Origin of the sequence: Polynucleobacter sp. JS-Safj-400b-B2, assembly GCF_018881975.1 — a bacterium.
Lineage (GTDB): Bacteria > Pseudomonadota > Gammaproteobacteria > Burkholderiales > Burkholderiaceae > Polynucleobacter.
This window is the reverse complement of the sequence record NZ_JACVPJ010000014.1, coordinates 19,890-35,714: the sequence shown is the minus strand read 5'-3', so window position 1 is coordinate 35,714 and position 15,825 is coordinate 19,890. Positions and strand designations below refer to the sequence as shown.

The 15,825-nt window shown below is 42.6% G+C and carries 14 protein-coding genes and 1 tRNA gene; 12 read left to right on the top strand and 3 right to left on the bottom strand.

Translation table 11 applies throughout. The features are described 5' to 3' along the window. Nucleotides 1–404: 404 nt before the first annotated feature. Complete coding sequence (locus tag ICN48_RS11790) at nt 405–968, bottom strand: GNAT family N-acetyltransferase (protein ID WP_216153879.1); 564 nt, start codon at nt 966–968, stop codon at nt 405–407. Between the two features lie 166 nt (nt 969–1,134). Between ICN48_RS11790 and ICN48_RS11785 the strand changes: the two genes are divergently transcribed. The 9 genes from ICN48_RS11785 to ICN48_RS13960 all read left to right on the top strand — a co-directional run bounded on the left by ICN48_RS11785 (nt 1,135) and on the right by ICN48_RS13960 (nt 10,777). Further along, nucleotides 1,135–3,441, top strand: coding sequence for a DUF3141 domain-containing protein (locus tag ICN48_RS11785; protein ID WP_216153878.1), 2,307 nt, complete (start codon nt 1,135–1,137; stop codon nt 3,439–3,441). Then, nucleotides 3,438–4,862 carry a bifunctional enoyl-CoA hydratase/phosphate acetyltransferase gene (locus ICN48_RS11780; RefSeq protein WP_216153877.1) on the top strand — a complete coding sequence of 475 codons (1,425 nt, stop codon included), beginning with the start codon at nt 3,438–3,440 and terminating at the stop codon, nt 4,860–4,862. The genes ICN48_RS11785 and ICN48_RS11780 overlap by 4 nt, the downstream gene beginning before the upstream one ends. 18 nt (nt 4,863–4,880) lie before the next feature. Continuing rightward, complete coding sequence (locus tag ICN48_RS11775) at nt 4,881–6,107, top strand: acetate/propionate family kinase (protein WP_216153876.1); 1,227 nt, start codon at nt 4,881–4,883, stop codon at nt 6,105–6,107. Further along, nucleotides 6,104–6,760: a CoA transferase subunit A gene (locus tag ICN48_RS11770; RefSeq protein ID WP_216153875.1), complete on the top strand. Its 657-nt coding sequence runs from the start codon at nt 6,104–6,106 to the stop codon at nt 6,758–6,760. Before ICN48_RS11775 ends, ICN48_RS11770 begins: the two co-directional genes overlap by 4 nt. A 6-nt stretch (nt 6,761–6,766) precedes the next feature. Next, nucleotides 6,767–7,438, top strand: a complete 672-nt coding sequence (locus ICN48_RS11765) for a 3-oxoacid CoA-transferase subunit B (protein ID WP_216153874.1) — start codon at nt 6,767–6,769, stop codon at nt 7,436–7,438. 11 nt (nt 7,439–7,449) lie between these two features. Beyond that, nucleotides 7,450–8,298 carry a 3-hydroxybutyryl-CoA dehydrogenase gene (locus tag ICN48_RS11760; protein WP_216153873.1) on the top strand — a complete coding sequence of 283 codons (849 nt, stop codon included), beginning with the start codon at nt 7,450–7,452 and terminating at the stop codon, nt 8,296–8,298. Between the two features lie 589 nt (nt 8,299–8,887). Next, nucleotides 8,888–9,784 (top strand): cation diffusion facilitator family transporter, encoded by an 897-nt coding sequence (locus ICN48_RS11755; RefSeq protein ID WP_216153872.1) that lies wholly within the window; start codon nt 8,888–8,890, stop codon nt 9,782–9,784. Nucleotides 9,785–9,787: 3 nt separating this feature from the next. Then, complete coding sequence (locus ICN48_RS11750) at nt 9,788–10,123, top strand: DUF3147 family protein (RefSeq protein WP_216153871.1); 336 nt, start codon at nt 9,788–9,790, stop codon at nt 10,121–10,123. 126 nt (nt 10,124–10,249) lie between these two features. Beyond that, nucleotides 10,250–10,777 carry a hypothetical protein gene (locus tag ICN48_RS13960; RefSeq protein WP_255539559.1) on the top strand — a complete coding sequence of 176 codons (528 nt, stop codon included), beginning with the start codon at nt 10,250–10,252 and terminating at the stop codon, nt 10,775–10,777. 2 nt (nt 10,778–10,779) lie between these two features. Here the strand turns inward: ICN48_RS13960 and ICN48_RS11740 are convergent, their stop codons facing one another. Continuing rightward, nucleotides 10,780–11,148, bottom strand: a complete 369-nt coding sequence (locus tag ICN48_RS11740; protein ID WP_216153870.1) for a hypothetical protein — start codon at nt 11,146–11,148, stop codon at nt 10,780–10,782. Between the two features lie 202 nt (nt 11,149–11,350). Here ICN48_RS11740 and ICN48_RS11735 point away from each other — a divergent pair, with 202 nt between their 5' ends. The 3 genes from ICN48_RS11735 to ICN48_RS11725 are packed head-to-tail and all read left to right on the top strand — an operon-like array spanning nt 11,351 to nt 15,324. After that, nucleotides 11,351–13,102 (top strand): ABC transporter permease subunit, encoded by a 1,752-nt coding sequence (locus tag ICN48_RS11735; protein ID WP_216153869.1) that lies wholly within the window; start codon nt 11,351–11,353, stop codon nt 13,100–13,102. A 22-nt stretch (nt 13,103–13,124) separates the two neighbouring features. After that, entirely contained in the window at nt 13,125–14,432 is a 1,308-nt protein-coding gene (locus ICN48_RS11730) for a nitrate/sulfonate/bicarbonate ABC transporter ATP-binding protein (protein ID WP_216153868.1), read from the top strand. A gap of 34 nt (nt 14,433–14,466) precedes the next feature. Then, nucleotides 14,467–15,324, top strand: a complete 858-nt coding sequence (locus tag ICN48_RS11725) for a hypothetical protein (protein ID WP_216153867.1) — start codon at nt 14,467–14,469, stop codon at nt 15,322–15,324. A gap of 134 nt (nt 15,325–15,458) precedes the next feature. Here ICN48_RS11725 and ICN48_RS11720 read toward each other — a convergent pair. Further along, a tRNA-Cys gene (locus ICN48_RS11720) sits at nt 15,459–15,533 on the bottom strand. Nucleotides 15,534–15,825 lie beyond the last annotated feature (292 nt).

The following is a 15,825-nucleotide window of genomic DNA, read 5'->3' as shown; positions in this document are numbered from 1 at the left end:
TCCTCCTGTATTTGGGAATTAATATGCTATTGATTAATCAAGACAGTTTGGTGAATACGCCTAACTATCTGAATATATTAAAAAAAGATCGAATACATATTAAATTAAGACCAGATCATCGTTAGAGGGTAGATCAAACAAAAGACCGAAGAAAATTCCTAGAGGGATAGTCATGTCAGGCTAAGTAGTGCAGATGGTTACAGACTACCAAGACCCCAAACTTAAGCACCCAAACTAATACAAAATCAACCTCTCGGTTGATATTTATTTGAGCGTTACCTATCGGATCGCTGAAAAGTATCGACTCTTACGACCAGCAAGTTTAAAGATCTGCAATTATGGGTTTGTAGTAGTTTTAACATCACTCTAAACCTGCCAAGAAACGAATGTTGCTTAGGCTAACGTCAACCATTGGTGGTCGAATAGTGTGCAATATAGAATTGAAAGTCATCTTCTGAAGTGCGCAATATGAAACCTAGATGACGCATTAACAAAAGCATACCTACATTTTTTTTGTTTATAAGCCCGTAAATTGCAGATAATCCATTTAATCGTGCGCAGTCAAGAATAGCCTGCATTAAATGAGAGCCAATACCTTCGTGATGGTGATCATCGCTCACTGAAAGTGAAAACTCTGCTTCTAGTCCATTAGCATCTTGAATAAAGCGGGCAATTCCAGCTAGTGTTTGGGTGTCGTCTGAATTCATTACTATAGCAACTAGAGCAAAGTCACCTGGCTTGTTGGCATGGATGATTTCATGGAGTAAAGCCTCGGGCAAGGTCGACATTGCATGTGCATAACGAAAGTATCGACTTTTGGTAGATAAGTGCTCGAATAAATCAAGCACCCCAGTCCGATCGCCGAGTGTGATTGGGCGAATTTCATATTGACCAATGACCTGCCCCTCGCGAAGTAGTGGCCAGTTTTTAATAAAAGATGAATTTAGTGCTTTTAACTGATTATCCATATGCGTTTTCATCAATAAATATTTTAAAACTGGAATTACCCTACTGTACTAGAGCTAGAGGGCAGATGTGTGTCACTAATTGGTCAAATATTATTAATCTCTTTGTAATAAATGCCCCGTAGAGTTGTTCGTCCGTGCTTGGTGAATCTAAAAATTGGAGTTAGTGATGTTGAATGATATAAATGATTTGAACTTTATTAAATCAACAAGCTCACGATTTGACAAGCTAGTAAATAAATCGCAGGATACACTCAAGCAAAGCGCTGAAGCTGCTAGAACCGTTTCAGATCTTTCTGCATTACATATTCAAAAGCTCTCTAAAACAATTCGTCATGATTCTAAAAAAATTGAGCATCTCGTTGAGCGTGCTAAGGCAGAAACACAAGTATTAAAAACTGCCACTTTGAGTGACTGGTTGCAAATGTACACTGCCTATGTACGCGATTCAGTCCAGCGTCAGGCCTTAGTATTTGATGCTCTGCGTAAAAGAGGGAATGTATATACCGACCATATTGATTCTGGGATGCCACCAGTATTAGATTTTCAGTATGAGGTCATTGTGGATGGTAGAGACCTTAACCCTCCAGTAAATTATTTACTGCTAAAGATTACGCCTCCAGCAGGTATAGTAATTGATCCTGAGCGTGCCCCAGTGTTGATTATTGACCCGCGCGCTGGGCATGGTGCTGGTATTGGTGGTTTTAAACCGGATAGCCAGGTGGGTGATGCCTTTGATGATGGTCATCAAGTCTACTTTTGCGCTTTTCGACCTATGCCAGAGCCGAGCCAAACTATTGCACATGTTCGTGATGCAGAAATCTTTTTCCTTGGCAAGATTGCAGAGGAACATCCGCATTCACCAAAGCCTATCTTGGTAGGTAATTGTCAAGGAGGTTGGGCGGCGATGTTGGTGGCTGCAAAGTCCCCTGGATTAGTGGGCCCAATTGTTTTAAATGGATCACCAATGTCTTACTGGGCTGGTATGGTTGGAGAAAATCCGATGCGCTACACTGGCGGTTTACGAGGCGGTTCTTTACCTGCTTTACTAATGGCGGATTTGGGAAATGGTTTGTTTGATGGTGCCGCGCTGGTACAAAACTTTGAATCTCTAAATCCAGCTAATAGTTTCTTCAAAAAATATTACAACTTATATGCTCATGTCGATACTGAGGCAGAGCGATTCATAGAGTTTGAGCGCTGGTGGGGCGGATTTTGTTTCATGACTGAAGCAGAAATTCGTTGGATTGTAGAGAATTTATTTATTGGTAATAAGTTAGCTAGTGGCGAAGCAATTTTAGATGGTGAGCGAGTTGACTTAAGAAAAATTGAATCGCCAATTATTGTTTTTGCTTCGCATGGAGACAATATCACTCCACCACAGCAAGCTTTAAATTGGATTCCAGATCTGTATTCGAGTGCCGAAGAAATCAAAGCACTTGGACATCGTATCGTATACATGCTGCATGATTCTATTGGACATTTAGGCATATTTGTTTCAAGCAAAATAGCGGGCCGTGAACATGAAGCCATCACTGACACCGTACGTGCAATTGAGGCACTCTCGCCAGGACTGTATGAAATGATTCTTGAAGATGATGAAGAGCGCGTACATATTCGCTTTGAGCCAAGAAGCATTGATGATATTTTGCATTTAGATCACAACCGCGAAGAAGAGCCTTTATTTGCTGAGGTAGCACGCATGTCGAAAATCAACTCTGAGACTTATCAGAGAATTGGGCGCCCATTAGTAAAGGCTTTAACCACAGATGAATCAGCTCAGTTGATGCGTAATTTGCACCCTTTGCGTACGCAACGATTGGTATTCTCTGATAAAAATCCTTTTATGCCGATGTTCGATTCTTTGAGTAATCAAGCGAGTCAAAACAGAGTCAAACTTAGCCCTGCAAATCCATTCCTCGTTGCTGAAAAAATTAGTGCAGAGATTTTTGAAATGCAACTGAATCTCTATCGTGATGTACGAGATGCCTGGGCAGAGAGCTGCTTTTTTGCAATGTATACCTCACCAATCTCAAGGGCGATATTTCATCCGACCGCAGAAGAGCACCCCCTCCATTCTGAGATTGACGTTATGAAAATGCCAGAAATTCAGGCGGCTCTAGCTAATATTGAGAATGGTGGCTTGGCAGAAGCTTGCGTCCGTATGCTGCATCTTTTGAATAAAGCCCGTGGCTATGTGCGACGCACCCGTCTTGAGCGTGAGCTGCAGGTACTGAAACGTCAAGATTTATTTCCAGATTTGAGTGATCAGGACATTAAAAAAATACTGCATCAACAATCTTTGATTGTAGATTTTGACCAAGTCAATGCATTAGCTACTTTGCCTTTGCTGCTCAACACCCCCGAGAGTCGTCAGACTGCTTTAGATTTAGTGATGGAGATTGCAGGTCCTAGAGAAAAAATGCATGCGGCTGCATTGAAAGAATATGGTCAATTTGAGTTACTCTTGTCATGAATACCTCAGTCTATGATTTAAATAATCATATTTGGTCTGATCTTCAGATTGGAGATGAGGCCTCAATTGAACACACGGTCACGGCAAGAGATCTCTATCTTTTTGCGCATGCTTCGGGAAATTTAAATCCAAACCATATGCCTCATCAAGCCGTAGCTCAAGAAGGGAGTCAAGAGGGGGGTGCTGGAGTAGTGGCACCGTCGATGTGGATAGGAGCATTAATATCTAGCGTTTTAGGTAATATCTTGCCGGGCCCCGGAACCTCTTACCGGAAACAAAGCTTTGATTTTGTCGGTCATGCACAGATTGGAGATCAGCTGAAGATTCATGTCAAGATTATCGAAAAGTTAGAGTCACCCAAAGCCTTATTTGCAACTGAGGTGACTACTAGTAAGGGCGAGATAATTGCCACGGGGATTGCAGAGGTCGATGCTCCACTGGAAAAAATTGCTCTATCGCCAGATCAATTGCCTGGCCTACTGTTGGAGGAGCATAACCATTTTGAGCGCATCATCAAGGCAGCGCAAAATCTTCCCCCCATGCCAACAGCGGTGGTTTGTCCTGATGATGCTAAATCCCTTGGTGGAGCATTGATGGCTATGCAGGCGGGACTCATTCTGCCCATTTTGGTTGGTTCACGTGAGGCCATTGAAGCAGCTGCGAATGAAGCTAATGAAGACATTCGTGAAATCGAAATCATAGATATTGCCGATCATAAATTGGCTGCTGCAACTGCAGTCGCCTTAGTCCATCAGAAGAAAGTCAAAGCGATTATGAAGGGAAATGTTCATTCAGATGAATTGCTTTCACAAGTGGTTAAGAAGGATGGTGGTTTACGTGGCGCGCAACGGATTTCGCATGTCTTTGTATTAAATGTACCGACTCTAAGTTACCCATTATTTATTAGTGATGCTGCAATTAATATTGCACCAGATTTAGCTACTAAGGTTGATATTACTCAAAATGCTATTGACCTCGCCCGTGCTTGTGGAATTGCCCTGCCTAATGTAGCTATCTTATCAGCTGTAGAGACAGTACATTTTAATATTCCCTCTTCAATGGATGCTGCTATTTTGGCAAAGATGGCAGATCGTGGCCAGATTCGTGGCGGCTTAGTGGATGGCCCCTTGGCCATGGACAATGCAATCGATCTGAATGCTGCCCAGACCAAACATATTAACTCACCAGTTGCTGGCAAAGCTCAAGTATTGATTGTGCCCAATTTGGAAGCAGGCAATATGTTGGTAAAGCAACTTACATTTATTTCGCATGCCCAACCCGCTGGTTTGGTCTTAGGTGCCAAGGTACCAGTGATGCTTACCAGCCGTGCTGATAGTGAACATGCACGCATGGCATCTTGTGCCCTAGCCTTGCTATATGACGCATATCGCCAAAATGGTGCGTCGGTCTTTACACACTAGTTTTACTCGAGTGCCGAATTGAATACAGCACGCATCCCAGCAATTCTGATAATCAATTCAGGCTCTTCGTCAATTAAATTTGCAGTGTTCGATGATGCTAATTTATCTGAGCTAGTAAAGGGTCAGATAGATGGAATTGGCTCACATGCTAGCTTTAAAGTAAAAAGTCCGGATCAGCGTATTCAAGAGACAATCACCTGGCCTAAAGAATTGGCACCACAGGATCATAATGCGGCCCTAAAAGTTATTTTGGAATGGCTGCATCATGCTTTATCGAATGTACATATTCTGGCTGTGGGCCATCGTGTTGTTCATGGGAGCGCTAAATATCTTGAGCCCGTGATGATCAATGATGCTGTAATTCATGAGCTTGAATCATTTTATGCGCTTGCTCCCTTGCATGAACCCCATAATATCGCTGGTATTAAAGCTGCTCGAGAAGTCTTTGGCGATATTCCACAGATTGCCTGTTTTGATACCGCTTTTCATCGAAGTCAGTCTTTTATTAATGATACCTACGCCTTGCCACGTACTTTTTATGAGGAAGGTGTTAGGCGTTACGGTTTTCATGGTTTGTCATATGAGTATATTAATAGTTATGTGCAGCAATACTTACCCGCTTATTTTGGCAAGAAAACCGTTGTAGCACATCTTGGTAATGGCGCATCTTTGTGTGCAATTGAGCGCGGCCATGCAGTCGCAACCACTATGGGGTTTTCACCTTTAGATGGCATTCCAATGGGGTCACGATCTGGTCAAGTTGATCCTGGGGTATTGCTCTATTTAATGCAATATAAACAGTGGGATGCCCAAAGGATCTCCGATTTGCTCTACAAGGAATCTGGTCTAAAAGGTATTTCAGGTGGTTTATCAAATGATATGCGGACACTTGAAGCTTCTAATACCTTTGAGGCTAAGGAAGCTATTAACTATTTTGCACAACATGTCCAGCAAGAAATCTTAAGTTTAGCGGCTGTCATGAAGGGGCTAGAGGTATTGATATTTACTGGTGGTATTGGGGAGAATTCTGTCTTCATTCGGGGTCAAGTGATACAGGAACTGCAATGGGTTGGGATTGAACTTGATACAGCTGCAAATGATAGTGGTGCAGAGATCTTATCAAATATTTCATCCAAAGTAGTTTGTTTACGTATTGCTACCAACGAAGAATTGATGATTGCTAAACATACGCACAATTTATCAACTGCGCTGCCCTCTGAATCTTTGGATACTAAAACAAGATGAAAATTGCTAAAAACGTAGATGAAATCATCCGCTGTATTTTGCCGGGCTCAACCTTGATGATTGGTGGATTTATGGGCGTGGGTAGCCCACATCGTATGATTAATGCCCTGGTTAAATCCGGCCAAGCGAATTTAACTGTGATCGCAAATGATACGGCGATGCCAGGAGTTGGTATTGGGAAATTGATTTCTAGTGGGCAGATTTCACGGGTGATCACCAGTCATATTGGTTTAAACCCAGAGACACAAAAAAAGATGTTTGCTGGTGAAATCCAAGTTGAATTGGTGCCGCAAGGCTCGTTAGCAGAGCGAATTCGTTGTGCTGGTTATGGTTTAGGAGGGGCTTTAGTCAAAACAGGTCTCGGTACACTTGCTGCAGAAAATAAATCTACCGTAATAATTAATAATGAGACCTGGTTATTAGAGTTGCCTCTGTTTGCCGATTTTGCCTTAATACATGCACATCAAGCAGATTACTTCGGCAATCTCAGTTACCAACTCACAGCAACTAATTTTAATCCAGTGATGGCTATGGCGGCCAAAAAAGTTTTTGCAGAAGCAAATGAAATATTACCAGTGGGGATGATTACGCCAAATGATGTAACAACCCCCGGAGTTATTGTTGATGAACTCATTGCAGTTGAACGGATCTGATAATTTATGAATGCACAAGAAATCATTGCCCGCCGAGTAGCACTAGAGTTACGCGAAGGAATGTTAGTCAATTTGGGTATTGGATTACCTACAATGGTGGCCAATCATATTCCAACAGGACTTAATGTATTTTTACAATCAGAAAATGGTTTGATTGGTTTGGATGCGAGGCCTCCAGAAGGCATGGAGGACGATGACTTAACCGATGCCGGTGGTGGTTATGTTACTGCTATACCAGGGGCTACACGCATTGATAGTGTGATGTCATTTGGTCTGATACGCGGTGGGCATTTAGACATCACGGTTTTGGGCGGTCTACAAGTCGATGCCAAGGGTTTATTGGCTAATTGGATGATTCCAGGGGTACTTGCTCCCGGCATGGGTGGGGCAATGGATTTGGTAACAGGCGCGAAACAAGTTATTGTTGCCATGCAACACACTGCTAAAGATGGCGCGTCCAAGATTGTTCCCGAGTGTACTTGGCCTTTAACCTCGATTCGTCCTGTGAGTCAGATCGTGACCAATCTTGCATTTATTGAGGTGACTCCACGCGGTCTCTTACTAAAGGAAACTGCTCCAGGTGTCTCTGTTGAAACAGTGATCAAAGCCACCGCTGCGTCATTAATGATCTCCCCAGCCGTTTGTGAGATGGTTTTATCAGGTAGTTTAACTAGCTAGGTCTCAAAGTCATGACAATAAAATCAATCGGTGTTATCGGCGCGGGCATTATGGGCAATGGCATTGCTCAGGTATGTGCTACTCATGGTTTGGAAGTGACTATGATTGATATCAATGATGCGGCGCTCGAAAGGGGTATGGATACCATCACGCGCAGTTTAGAACGTATGGTTAAAAAAGGCGCTCTCTCTCAAGATAATCTGGCGCAGGCACTAAAGCGAATCGCAGTGAGTACTGACTATCAAAAGTTAGTGAACTTAGATTTAGTGATTGAGGCAGCCACTGAAAATCAATCTTTGAAAGAAAAGATCCTGCATGAGGTAGATAGCCTAGTATCAAAAGAGACCATTATTGCTACCAATACATCATCATTGTCTATTACTAAATTGGCAAGCTTGAACTCAAATCCAGAACGTTTTATCGGGATGCATTTTTTTAACCCAGTACCACTAATGAGTTTGGTTGAGGTGATCTGTGGTTTGCAAACCAGTACTACGACCCGAGATAGCGTGATTGCATTTGCCCGTGAGATTGATAAACATCCCATAGCTGTAAAGAATGCGCCGGGCTTTGTTGTGAATCGTATTTTATTGCCAATGATTAATGAAGCCTTCTTTGTATTAGGAGAGGGAATTGCCTCTCCTGAAGATATCGATGAAGGTATGAAGTTGGGCTGCAATCAACCGATTGGCCCCTTAGCACTGGCCGATTTGATTGGATTGGATACATGCTTAGCGATCATGGAGACCTACTTTAACAGCTTCAATTACTCTAAATACCGACCTGCACCACTCCTACGAGAGCTAGTGGCTGCAGGATATCTTGGTAGAAAAACCAGTCGCGGTGTGTTTCAGTATTAAATAGAATTAGAGGTGTACTTCTCAGCTTGTCCTAACCACTGAACGCCATTAGTTTCTAATGTAATGTAGAGACTAATCAGCCCTTTTAGGGTATTTGTCGCGGGTTTGACTGCAGTTATATCAGCGTTACCTTAAGTAACACTTGCTCTTCTAAAAAGTACTTTGGAGCAACGAAGTGTTAGATGGTTGCTCCAAATATCCTTTGGTTTCGAAAACCAAAGAGTGGGAGACCATTTCCTATAAATCCATGAATTTGCTTACACATTTGCTTACACACCGCTACTGAACACCCGCAGAGCCCCTGTTTATAAGGGTCTACCTTGGGCTTCTGCTCTCATAATCCTTTGGTCCCAGGTTCAAGTCCTGGTGGGCCCGCCAATGAAATCAACGACTTAGGGAGAGATTCCTAGGTTGTTTTTCTTTCTGTGCAACTAAGTGTGCGAGCGATTTCCGCGCATCTTCCGCTACAACCCCAATAGATATATAGGTCAGTCATCCTTAAATAAGTCATCGAAGAAATTTCCAATCGAAAAAAAGACTCAGCAAGTTGTTACTAATGAGTGCCTTATTGATTTGATAGTATGAGCTTATGGATAAAGAAATAGAAGATCATGAATCGCAAACGCCTGATAAACAAGCGGCCGCTAAGAAGAGTACGTTAGTGAGCGTCGTTGTTAATATTGGCTTAACTGTTTCTCAAGTGTTTGCAGGTATTGTTTCTGGCTCTCAAGGCTTGATTGCAGATGGCATTCATTCTGCGACAGACTTGGTTGCTGACTTTGTAGTGCTCTTTGCTAATCACCATAGCGCTAAAGACGCAGATGATGACCACCGCTACGGCCATCAGCGCTATGAAACTGCTGCCTCTTTATTTTTGGGTATTTCATTATTGGCTGTTGGCGCTGGGATGCTTTTCAAGGCAGGAGAAAAGATTGTCAATCCAGTGCCGGCTGGACAAATTCAAATCCTGGCTTTGTATGTAGCTTTGGCATCCTTAGTCGCCAAGGAAATACTCTTTAGATATATGTTGGCAGTGGCTAAGCGAGTTCGATCTTCAATGCTGGTTGCCAATGCATGGCATGCGAGATCGGATGCAGCCTCTTCATTGGTAGTATCTATTGGTATTGTTGGCGCCTTATTGGGGCACCCAATTTTTGATGCTATTGGCGCTCTAGTGGTTGGCTTAATGGTGGCAAAAATGGGCTGGAAGTTTGGCTGGGATGCCCTACATGACTTGATGGATAGGGCGGTATCGGAAGAAGAGCATCGTCAGATAGAGGAGATTATTAAATCCACCGAAGGCGTTAGAGGCTTTCATGATCTGCGAACTCGTAAGATGGGCGACATGATTTTGGTGGATGTTCATATTGATGTGGATGCAAATGCTACTGTTAAAGTTGGACATGACATTGCCTTAAACGCTGGTAATCAAATTAAAAAACAATTGCCAGTACTTAATGTGATGACGCATATTGACCCTGTTTAGAATATGCTGTTCCTATTTAAAACCTTAATTTCCGCCCTAGTGATTGTGGCAGTTGTTGAAATTAGTAAGCGTAGTTCTGTCCTGTCTGCATTTCTGCTGGCTTTACCTATCGTCTCGGTTACAGCTTTCATATGGATCTATTATGAATCCCAAGACAAGCTTAAAATTGCTGATATCAGTTACGAGACTTTTTGGTATGTGATTCCAACTTTACCAATGTTCCTATTGCTGAGTTGGCTATTGAGAAATGAATATAACTTCTATTTGTCTTTATTCCTTTGCTGTGTTCTAACGGCTGCATTATTTGCTATTACGCAATATCTCTTGCTAAGGACGTAGTGTGAGAAGCATAAATATCGTCCTTTTCTTGAGCTTATTCACGAGCTTGATTTTCTAGATCATTCAACACATCATTAGGATGAGATAGCAAGCAAAGCCCAGTATTCAATACCAATCAACAATGCCATGGAAAAAACTTACAACATTGATATAAATATCCATACGCTGGATTCTCTGTTTAGCGAGCTAGATCCAAATCCGTTTAGGCGCCGAGATCTTGATCCTCGAGCAGTGCATCATATTTTGCAGTGGGCTAGTGATGCACCACCACAAAGACCTATTATTTTGATATTGCATGTAGCAAGCGATGAACCTAGTTTAGCAACCGAGTCAGATGTCGAGCAGGCAGTAGATAATTATTTTGAATATGAAGCGGAATTAATTGAACGCCAACATAATCGCAATCGAAATAGGATGCTCAAATGGCTAGGTGCTGGCATTGCCATCATGACTGTTCTGTTAACGATCAAATACTACAGTTTGCAAATTTGGCCTGACAGTTACTTCAGTACCGTTATTTGTGAGGCTTTTGTGATTATGGGTTGGGTCTCTTTATGGGTGCCCATAGAACGTTTGGGCTATGACGGTTTGTTAGTCCGTGAGCAACTTAACCTTTATCGTCGTTTGGCTACTATGAGCGTTCGCTTTGCTTGAACTTAGGTCAAAATAGCATTCAAAAGGCGTTGAATTTTTTCGTCCTCCTCGCTACGGTCATCTACAGGAATATAGTTATTTTGTGCCTGAACAAATTCAAAAGCGTCGCGTAAATCTGCATTTTGTAGCGAAATCTGATGTAGGCAGGCGATTTGAACCTCTGATGTATCGAGAAAGTAGAGCTGATTTAGGAGTTGGTTAACCACCTGCTTATCTGCAACGATCTGTAACGCACTTTTATCTAAGTTAGATGTAAGTTCTTGAGCGCAGGCCTTAGCATTCGTAAATAGGGTTTCAATTAGCTCATTCATCTTGACCATATCAAACCCCGGCTCACACAGCTGAATGATTTCAGTCGAGATAGTTTTCATGGGTAATTCGTATAAAGAGTTGTTTTGCATGGCAAATTCTCCTGGAGAAGGTTGGCTTTAACAATTTTTGCTATTTTTGTACCTTAACAGCCTAAAACGAAGTTTGTGTGACTAGCTAAAAATGCAATTTAGAGGCCCAAACGGAGAGATGGTGCACAAAAGCGTCACATATCAGTAATCTTTAGTATTTATTGTCTTGTAAATGTCGATTGAAAATATTAAAAATTCACCCTCCAGTCGTTCGAATACTGAAAATCTTGCAATAGCCCCCTCGGGTATCTGGGATCTGGTGCTCCTACCGATTATTTTGCTGATTCTGTTGGTATTAGGCTTTGGTGCGGAGGAGATGGCTAAGCCATTTCTAGTAGGTACGCCTATCGAGCTATCCTTGGATGCAGCCAATTTACCCTATTACTTGTTACGCACTATTTTGCGTATGTTTATTGCGCTTGGGTTTTCAGTGGCGTTTGCTTTTGGCTTTGCCCTTCTTGCAACTCGCTCTAGGGCGGCAGAAAAAGTCTTAGTGCCGATTTTGGATATTTTGCAGTCAATTCCAGTATTGGGATTCCTCTCGATCACTGTCACCGGCTTTATAGCTCTATTTCCAGGAAGCTTATTAGGCGTAGAGTGCGCTGCAATTTTTGCAATTTTTACAGCGCAAGCCTGGAACATGGCGTTTAGCGCTTATCAAAGTTTTAAAACAATTCCTGCGGAGTTGGAAGAGGCTTCTCGAATCTTTAAGCTATCTCCTTGGCAGAGGTTCTGGAGGCTTGATATTCCGGTATCGATGCCAGGAATGTTGTGGAACATGATGATGTCGATGTCCGGTGGCTGGTTCTTTTTGGTGGCGTCTGAGGCAATTACTGTAGCCAATCAAGACATTAAATTGCCTGGTATTGGGTCTTATATTGCCTTAGCTATTGATGAGCGTGATTTAAGTGCCATTGGTCTGGCAATTGTGACTATGCTGATTGGTATCACGCTCTATGATCAACTTTTCTTTAGACCTCTCGTTGCTTGGGCGGATAAATTTCGTTTTGAAGAGGGTGATGGCGAGGTAGCCCCAAAGTCTTGGGCTCTGAATTTTTGGCGTCGCACTATATGGCTGCAGCAATTGGGCTTAGGAGCAATCAAATTATTGGAAGGTAGCTTTCGTTTCTTTAGAAAGCGCACTGATGGCACAGTTGCGCCCTCTGTAAAACTCATTCCCGCACATCACTTTGCCCGTGGTTGGGATATCTTGGTAATGATCGTCGCATGCTTGGCAGTAATCTATTTGATCAAGTACATTCATACCGAGGTAGGGTTAAGTGAGATTCTCCATATTTTATATTTAGGGATGCTGACCTTGATACGCGTGGTTGTCTTGATTGCAATCGCGATTGTTATTTGGGTTCCAATTGGGATCTGGATTGGACTTAATCCTCGAATTGCTGAACATTCTCAGGCGGTAGCGCAATTCTTAGCAGCCTTTCCAGCAAACTTGCTTTTTCCAATTGCTGTTGTCGGTATTTTGCATTTCAATTTAGACCCTAATATCTGGCTTTCACCACTAATTATTTTTGGCACGCAGTGGTATATCTTGTTCAACGTGATCGCGGGTGCCTCCACTATTCCGGTTGAGTTACGTTATGCCGCTGACAACTTGGGACTCAAAGCATGGACTAAATGGCGTCGTTACTACTTACCAGCGATATTCCCAAGCCTAGTAACTGGTGCGCTCACTGCTACAGGGGGGTCTTGGAATGCCAGTATCGTCTCTGAGTATGTCACTTGGGGTGATACCACTCTAAAAGCCGAAGGACTAGGCGCCTATATTGCGGAGATGACTACAGCTGGCGACTTTCCACGAATTGCTTTAGGTATTGGCGTGATGTGCATTTTTGTCATTGGTTTTAATCGCTTTATTTGGCGCCGCCTTTATTTGCTCTCCGAAAAGGGCTTGAACTTTTAACCTGTTAGGAAAGTTTTTACGAATGTCCCTCCCCCTGCTTAAATTACGCTCTGTAAATAAATCCTTCAAGTCGGCCGATGGTTCGGATAGGCTGATTTTAGAAAATGTTGATTTCACTCTTAATGAGGGTGAGATAGTGGCGCTTTTGGGCCAATCTGGGTCTGGAAAATCAACTCTGTTGCGCATTATGGCTGGCCTAATTTCGGCAGACTCTGGAGAGGTCGAATATGCTGGTAAACAGATTTATGGACCAGTCAACGGCATTAGCATGGTATTTCAGTCCTTTGCTTTATTCCCTTGGTTATCGGTTCAGCAAAATGTTGAGCTTGGTCTTGAGGCACGTGGAATTGCCCCTGATGTGCGCGCCAAAAAAGCCAAACAAGCCATTGAATTGATTGGTTTAGAGGGTTTTGAGGGGGCGCTACCAAAAGAGTTATCTGGTGGTATGCGACAACGGGTGGGTATTGCTAGAGCTATCGTATTGGAGCCCGAGGTACTATTAATGGATGAGGCATTTTCCGCTCTTGATGTGATGACGGGTGAGCATTTGCGTGACGATATCTTAGAGTTATGGCAATCAGGAGATTTGCCAACAAAATCACTTTTAGTTGTCTCTCACAACATTGAAGAAGCGGTCATGATGGCTGATAGGGCTTTAATCTTTTCTTCAAACCCTGGACGCGTTCGCTTTGAGTTACCTATTGAGCTAGAGCGTCCGCGAGAGCCCAAAACTTCAGAGATACATCATTTAGTAGACTGTATCTACACCGAAATGGTGACCCCGCAAAGACGTTTAGCAGATGGTCAGTTAGATTATGGCTTGCCTACTGAGCGCAGCCCATACCCACGCGCCAATGTTGCATCAATTGAAGGACTAATGGAGCGTTTAATTGATCCAGAATTCTTAGGTCGTGCAGATCTACCCAAGATTGCTGAAGCGGCGGAGATGGGAGATAACGCGTTCATTAATGCCGTAGAAGATCTGACACTACTCGAATTTGCTATGGTGAAAGACGGTGACTTGATTGCTACCGAATTGGGGGCAATTTTCGGGAATGGCGATAGCGAAATAAGAAAGCACATGCTTGGGCAACAGGCTTTACAAACGATTCCATTTATCAGTGATCTCTATCGAGAGCTTAAGAGCGCCCCCTCTAAGAAAGTCCCATTTGATGTGCTGACTAAATCTTTAGGCCTGTCTTTAAATAAACGAGATGTGAAGAAGACGCTAGATCTTATTTTAGAGTGGTCAACTTATGGCGACTTAATTGATCTGGACTTTAAGGCACGTAAGGTATTTTTGCACGCTGAAAGTCCTGTAAAAAATTAGTTTAAATCGTGAAATTTATAGCGATCAACAAGTCATGCCTCATTTGATAAATTTAATTTTTGCTTTGATTGCTCTTTTTTTAATGAGTAGGGCTCAGGCATTTGAGCCATTAAATACTGATGATGCAGGGACGGTAAAAAAAGATGGCAATCAAATTGAAATGTATTTTTACTCTATCAATAAGGTTAACCAGCCTACAGGACCAGGCCAGGACATCTCGAGCCCTGGTGAAGAATTTCTGGGGCCAGGCTCTACTAAATCATTTCCTTTTACGTACACTCGTGGCATCGCTGAGAATGTTGAGATTGCCATTGGAACGCAATATAACGCTACCCCACGTGCAAGCGATTACTCACCGTATAGCAACTACACACTTAATGCAAAGTGGCGTTTTTGGGGTGAAGAGGGCGATAGCTGGAACTTCGCAATAAAACCCATCTTGCAATTTCCAGTTTCCAAGCAGCAACAAGTAGTTGGTTTTGGGCAGGCAGCATTCAATTACGGCGCAACATTCATTACCTCGTATTATTTAAATGAATCACTGGAGGCGCATGTAAATGTAGGTTATATGCGTAGCCCCTATAACGTAAATTATTTAAATGGTGGCAGTGCAGGCCCTTTAAGATTAAATATCTACTCTGCTTCGATTGCCCCAGTATGGAATGTCATGGATGGATTTCGTCTCGCTCTCGATTTTGGTGTGCAAACCAATCCACCCGCAACTGAACAGCAGTCCACAATGTACGGCATGGTTGCAGCAATTATTGGGCTATCTGAAAGTGTTGACTTTGGTATTTCAATGATGCGCAGTGCGCAAAACACCGGTTATGTCTTGGTGGGTAATGGGCCGAATTCAACTCGTTTAGATACTGGAATTACCTGGCGATTTTAATGACATCTTGATTGGTAGGATCGTCATTTGTACATTATGGCCTTCTATCCCGGTTCAAGCAAACTCTACACAGTTTCAATGGCAGTACTTAAGGTAATCCGCATGTAAAGAATTAATTCGTATCTCAATCATGCTGGAGGCGGAAACCTGGAATCGAACCAGGGTAGTGAGATTTGCAATCTCATGCATAACCACTCTGCCATTCCGCCGCAATCTCTTTATAACTGAAAAAAGATTTTTTAGTTATGTTTGGGTTGGCAATTCTTATATGCAATAGGGGCCACTAACTTGTCATGAAATCTTCATCTAAATGACTTGTTTAGACCTTAAATTAATCACAAGATGTAGTTGGTAATTTTTTTTGAGGGGGCAAAAATGAAAAAATTTAATTACATTGCAATAGCACCTACATTTTTTATTTGGCAGTGCTGTAGAGGCATCTAGCTTGGAAAAATACGATCCATTACCTCCGGCTGAGAAAGCAGTTTCCTATTTCAATCA

What these genes read in the sequence shown, in the direction of transcription:
- ICN48_RS11735 (WP_216153869.1), top strand. Translation starts at nt 11,351, where the DNA reads ATGTCGATTGAAAATATTAAAAATTCACCCTCCAGTCGTTCGAATACT.
- ICN48_RS11785 (WP_216153878.1), top strand. Translation starts at nt 1,135, where the DNA reads ATGTTGAATGATATAAATGATTTGAACTTTATTAAATCAACAAGCTCA.
- ICN48_RS11770 (WP_216153875.1), top strand. Translation starts at nt 6,104, where the DNA reads ATGAAAATTGCTAAAAACGTAGATGAAATCATCCGCTGTATTTTGCCG.
- ICN48_RS11760 (WP_216153873.1), top strand. Translation starts at nt 7,450, where the DNA reads ATGACAATAAAATCAATCGGTGTTATCGGCGCGGGCATTATGGGCAAT.
- ICN48_RS11765 (WP_216153874.1), top strand. Translation starts at nt 6,767, where the DNA reads ATGAATGCACAAGAAATCATTGCCCGCCGAGTAGCACTAGAGTTACGC.
- ICN48_RS11730 (WP_216153868.1), top strand. Translation starts at nt 13,125, where the DNA reads ATGTCCCTCCCCCTGCTTAAATTACGCTCTGTAAATAAATCCTTCAAG.
- ICN48_RS11725 (WP_216153867.1), top strand. Translation starts at nt 14,467, where the DNA reads ATGCCTCATTTGATAAATTTAATTTTTGCTTTGATTGCTCTTTTTTTA.
- ICN48_RS11750 (WP_216153871.1), top strand. Translation starts at nt 9,788, where the DNA reads ATGCTGTTCCTATTTAAAACCTTAATTTCCGCCCTAGTGATTGTGGCA.
- ICN48_RS11780 (WP_216153877.1), top strand. Translation starts at nt 3,438, where the DNA reads ATGAATACCTCAGTCTATGATTTAAATAATCATATTTGGTCTGATCTT.
- ICN48_RS11740 (WP_216153870.1), bottom strand. Translation starts at nt 11,148, where the DNA reads ATGAAAACTATCTCGACTGAAATCATTCAGCTGTGTGAGCCGGGGTTT.
- ICN48_RS11790 (WP_216153879.1), bottom strand. Translation starts at nt 968, where the DNA reads ATGGATAATCAGTTAAAAGCACTAAATTCATCTTTTATTAAAAACTGG.
- ICN48_RS11755 (WP_216153872.1), top strand. Translation starts at nt 8,888, where the DNA reads ATGGATAAAGAAATAGAAGATCATGAATCGCAAACGCCTGATAAACAA.
- ICN48_RS13960 (WP_255539559.1), top strand. Translation starts at nt 10,250, where the DNA reads ATGGAAAAAACTTACAACATTGATATAAATATCCATACGCTGGATTCT.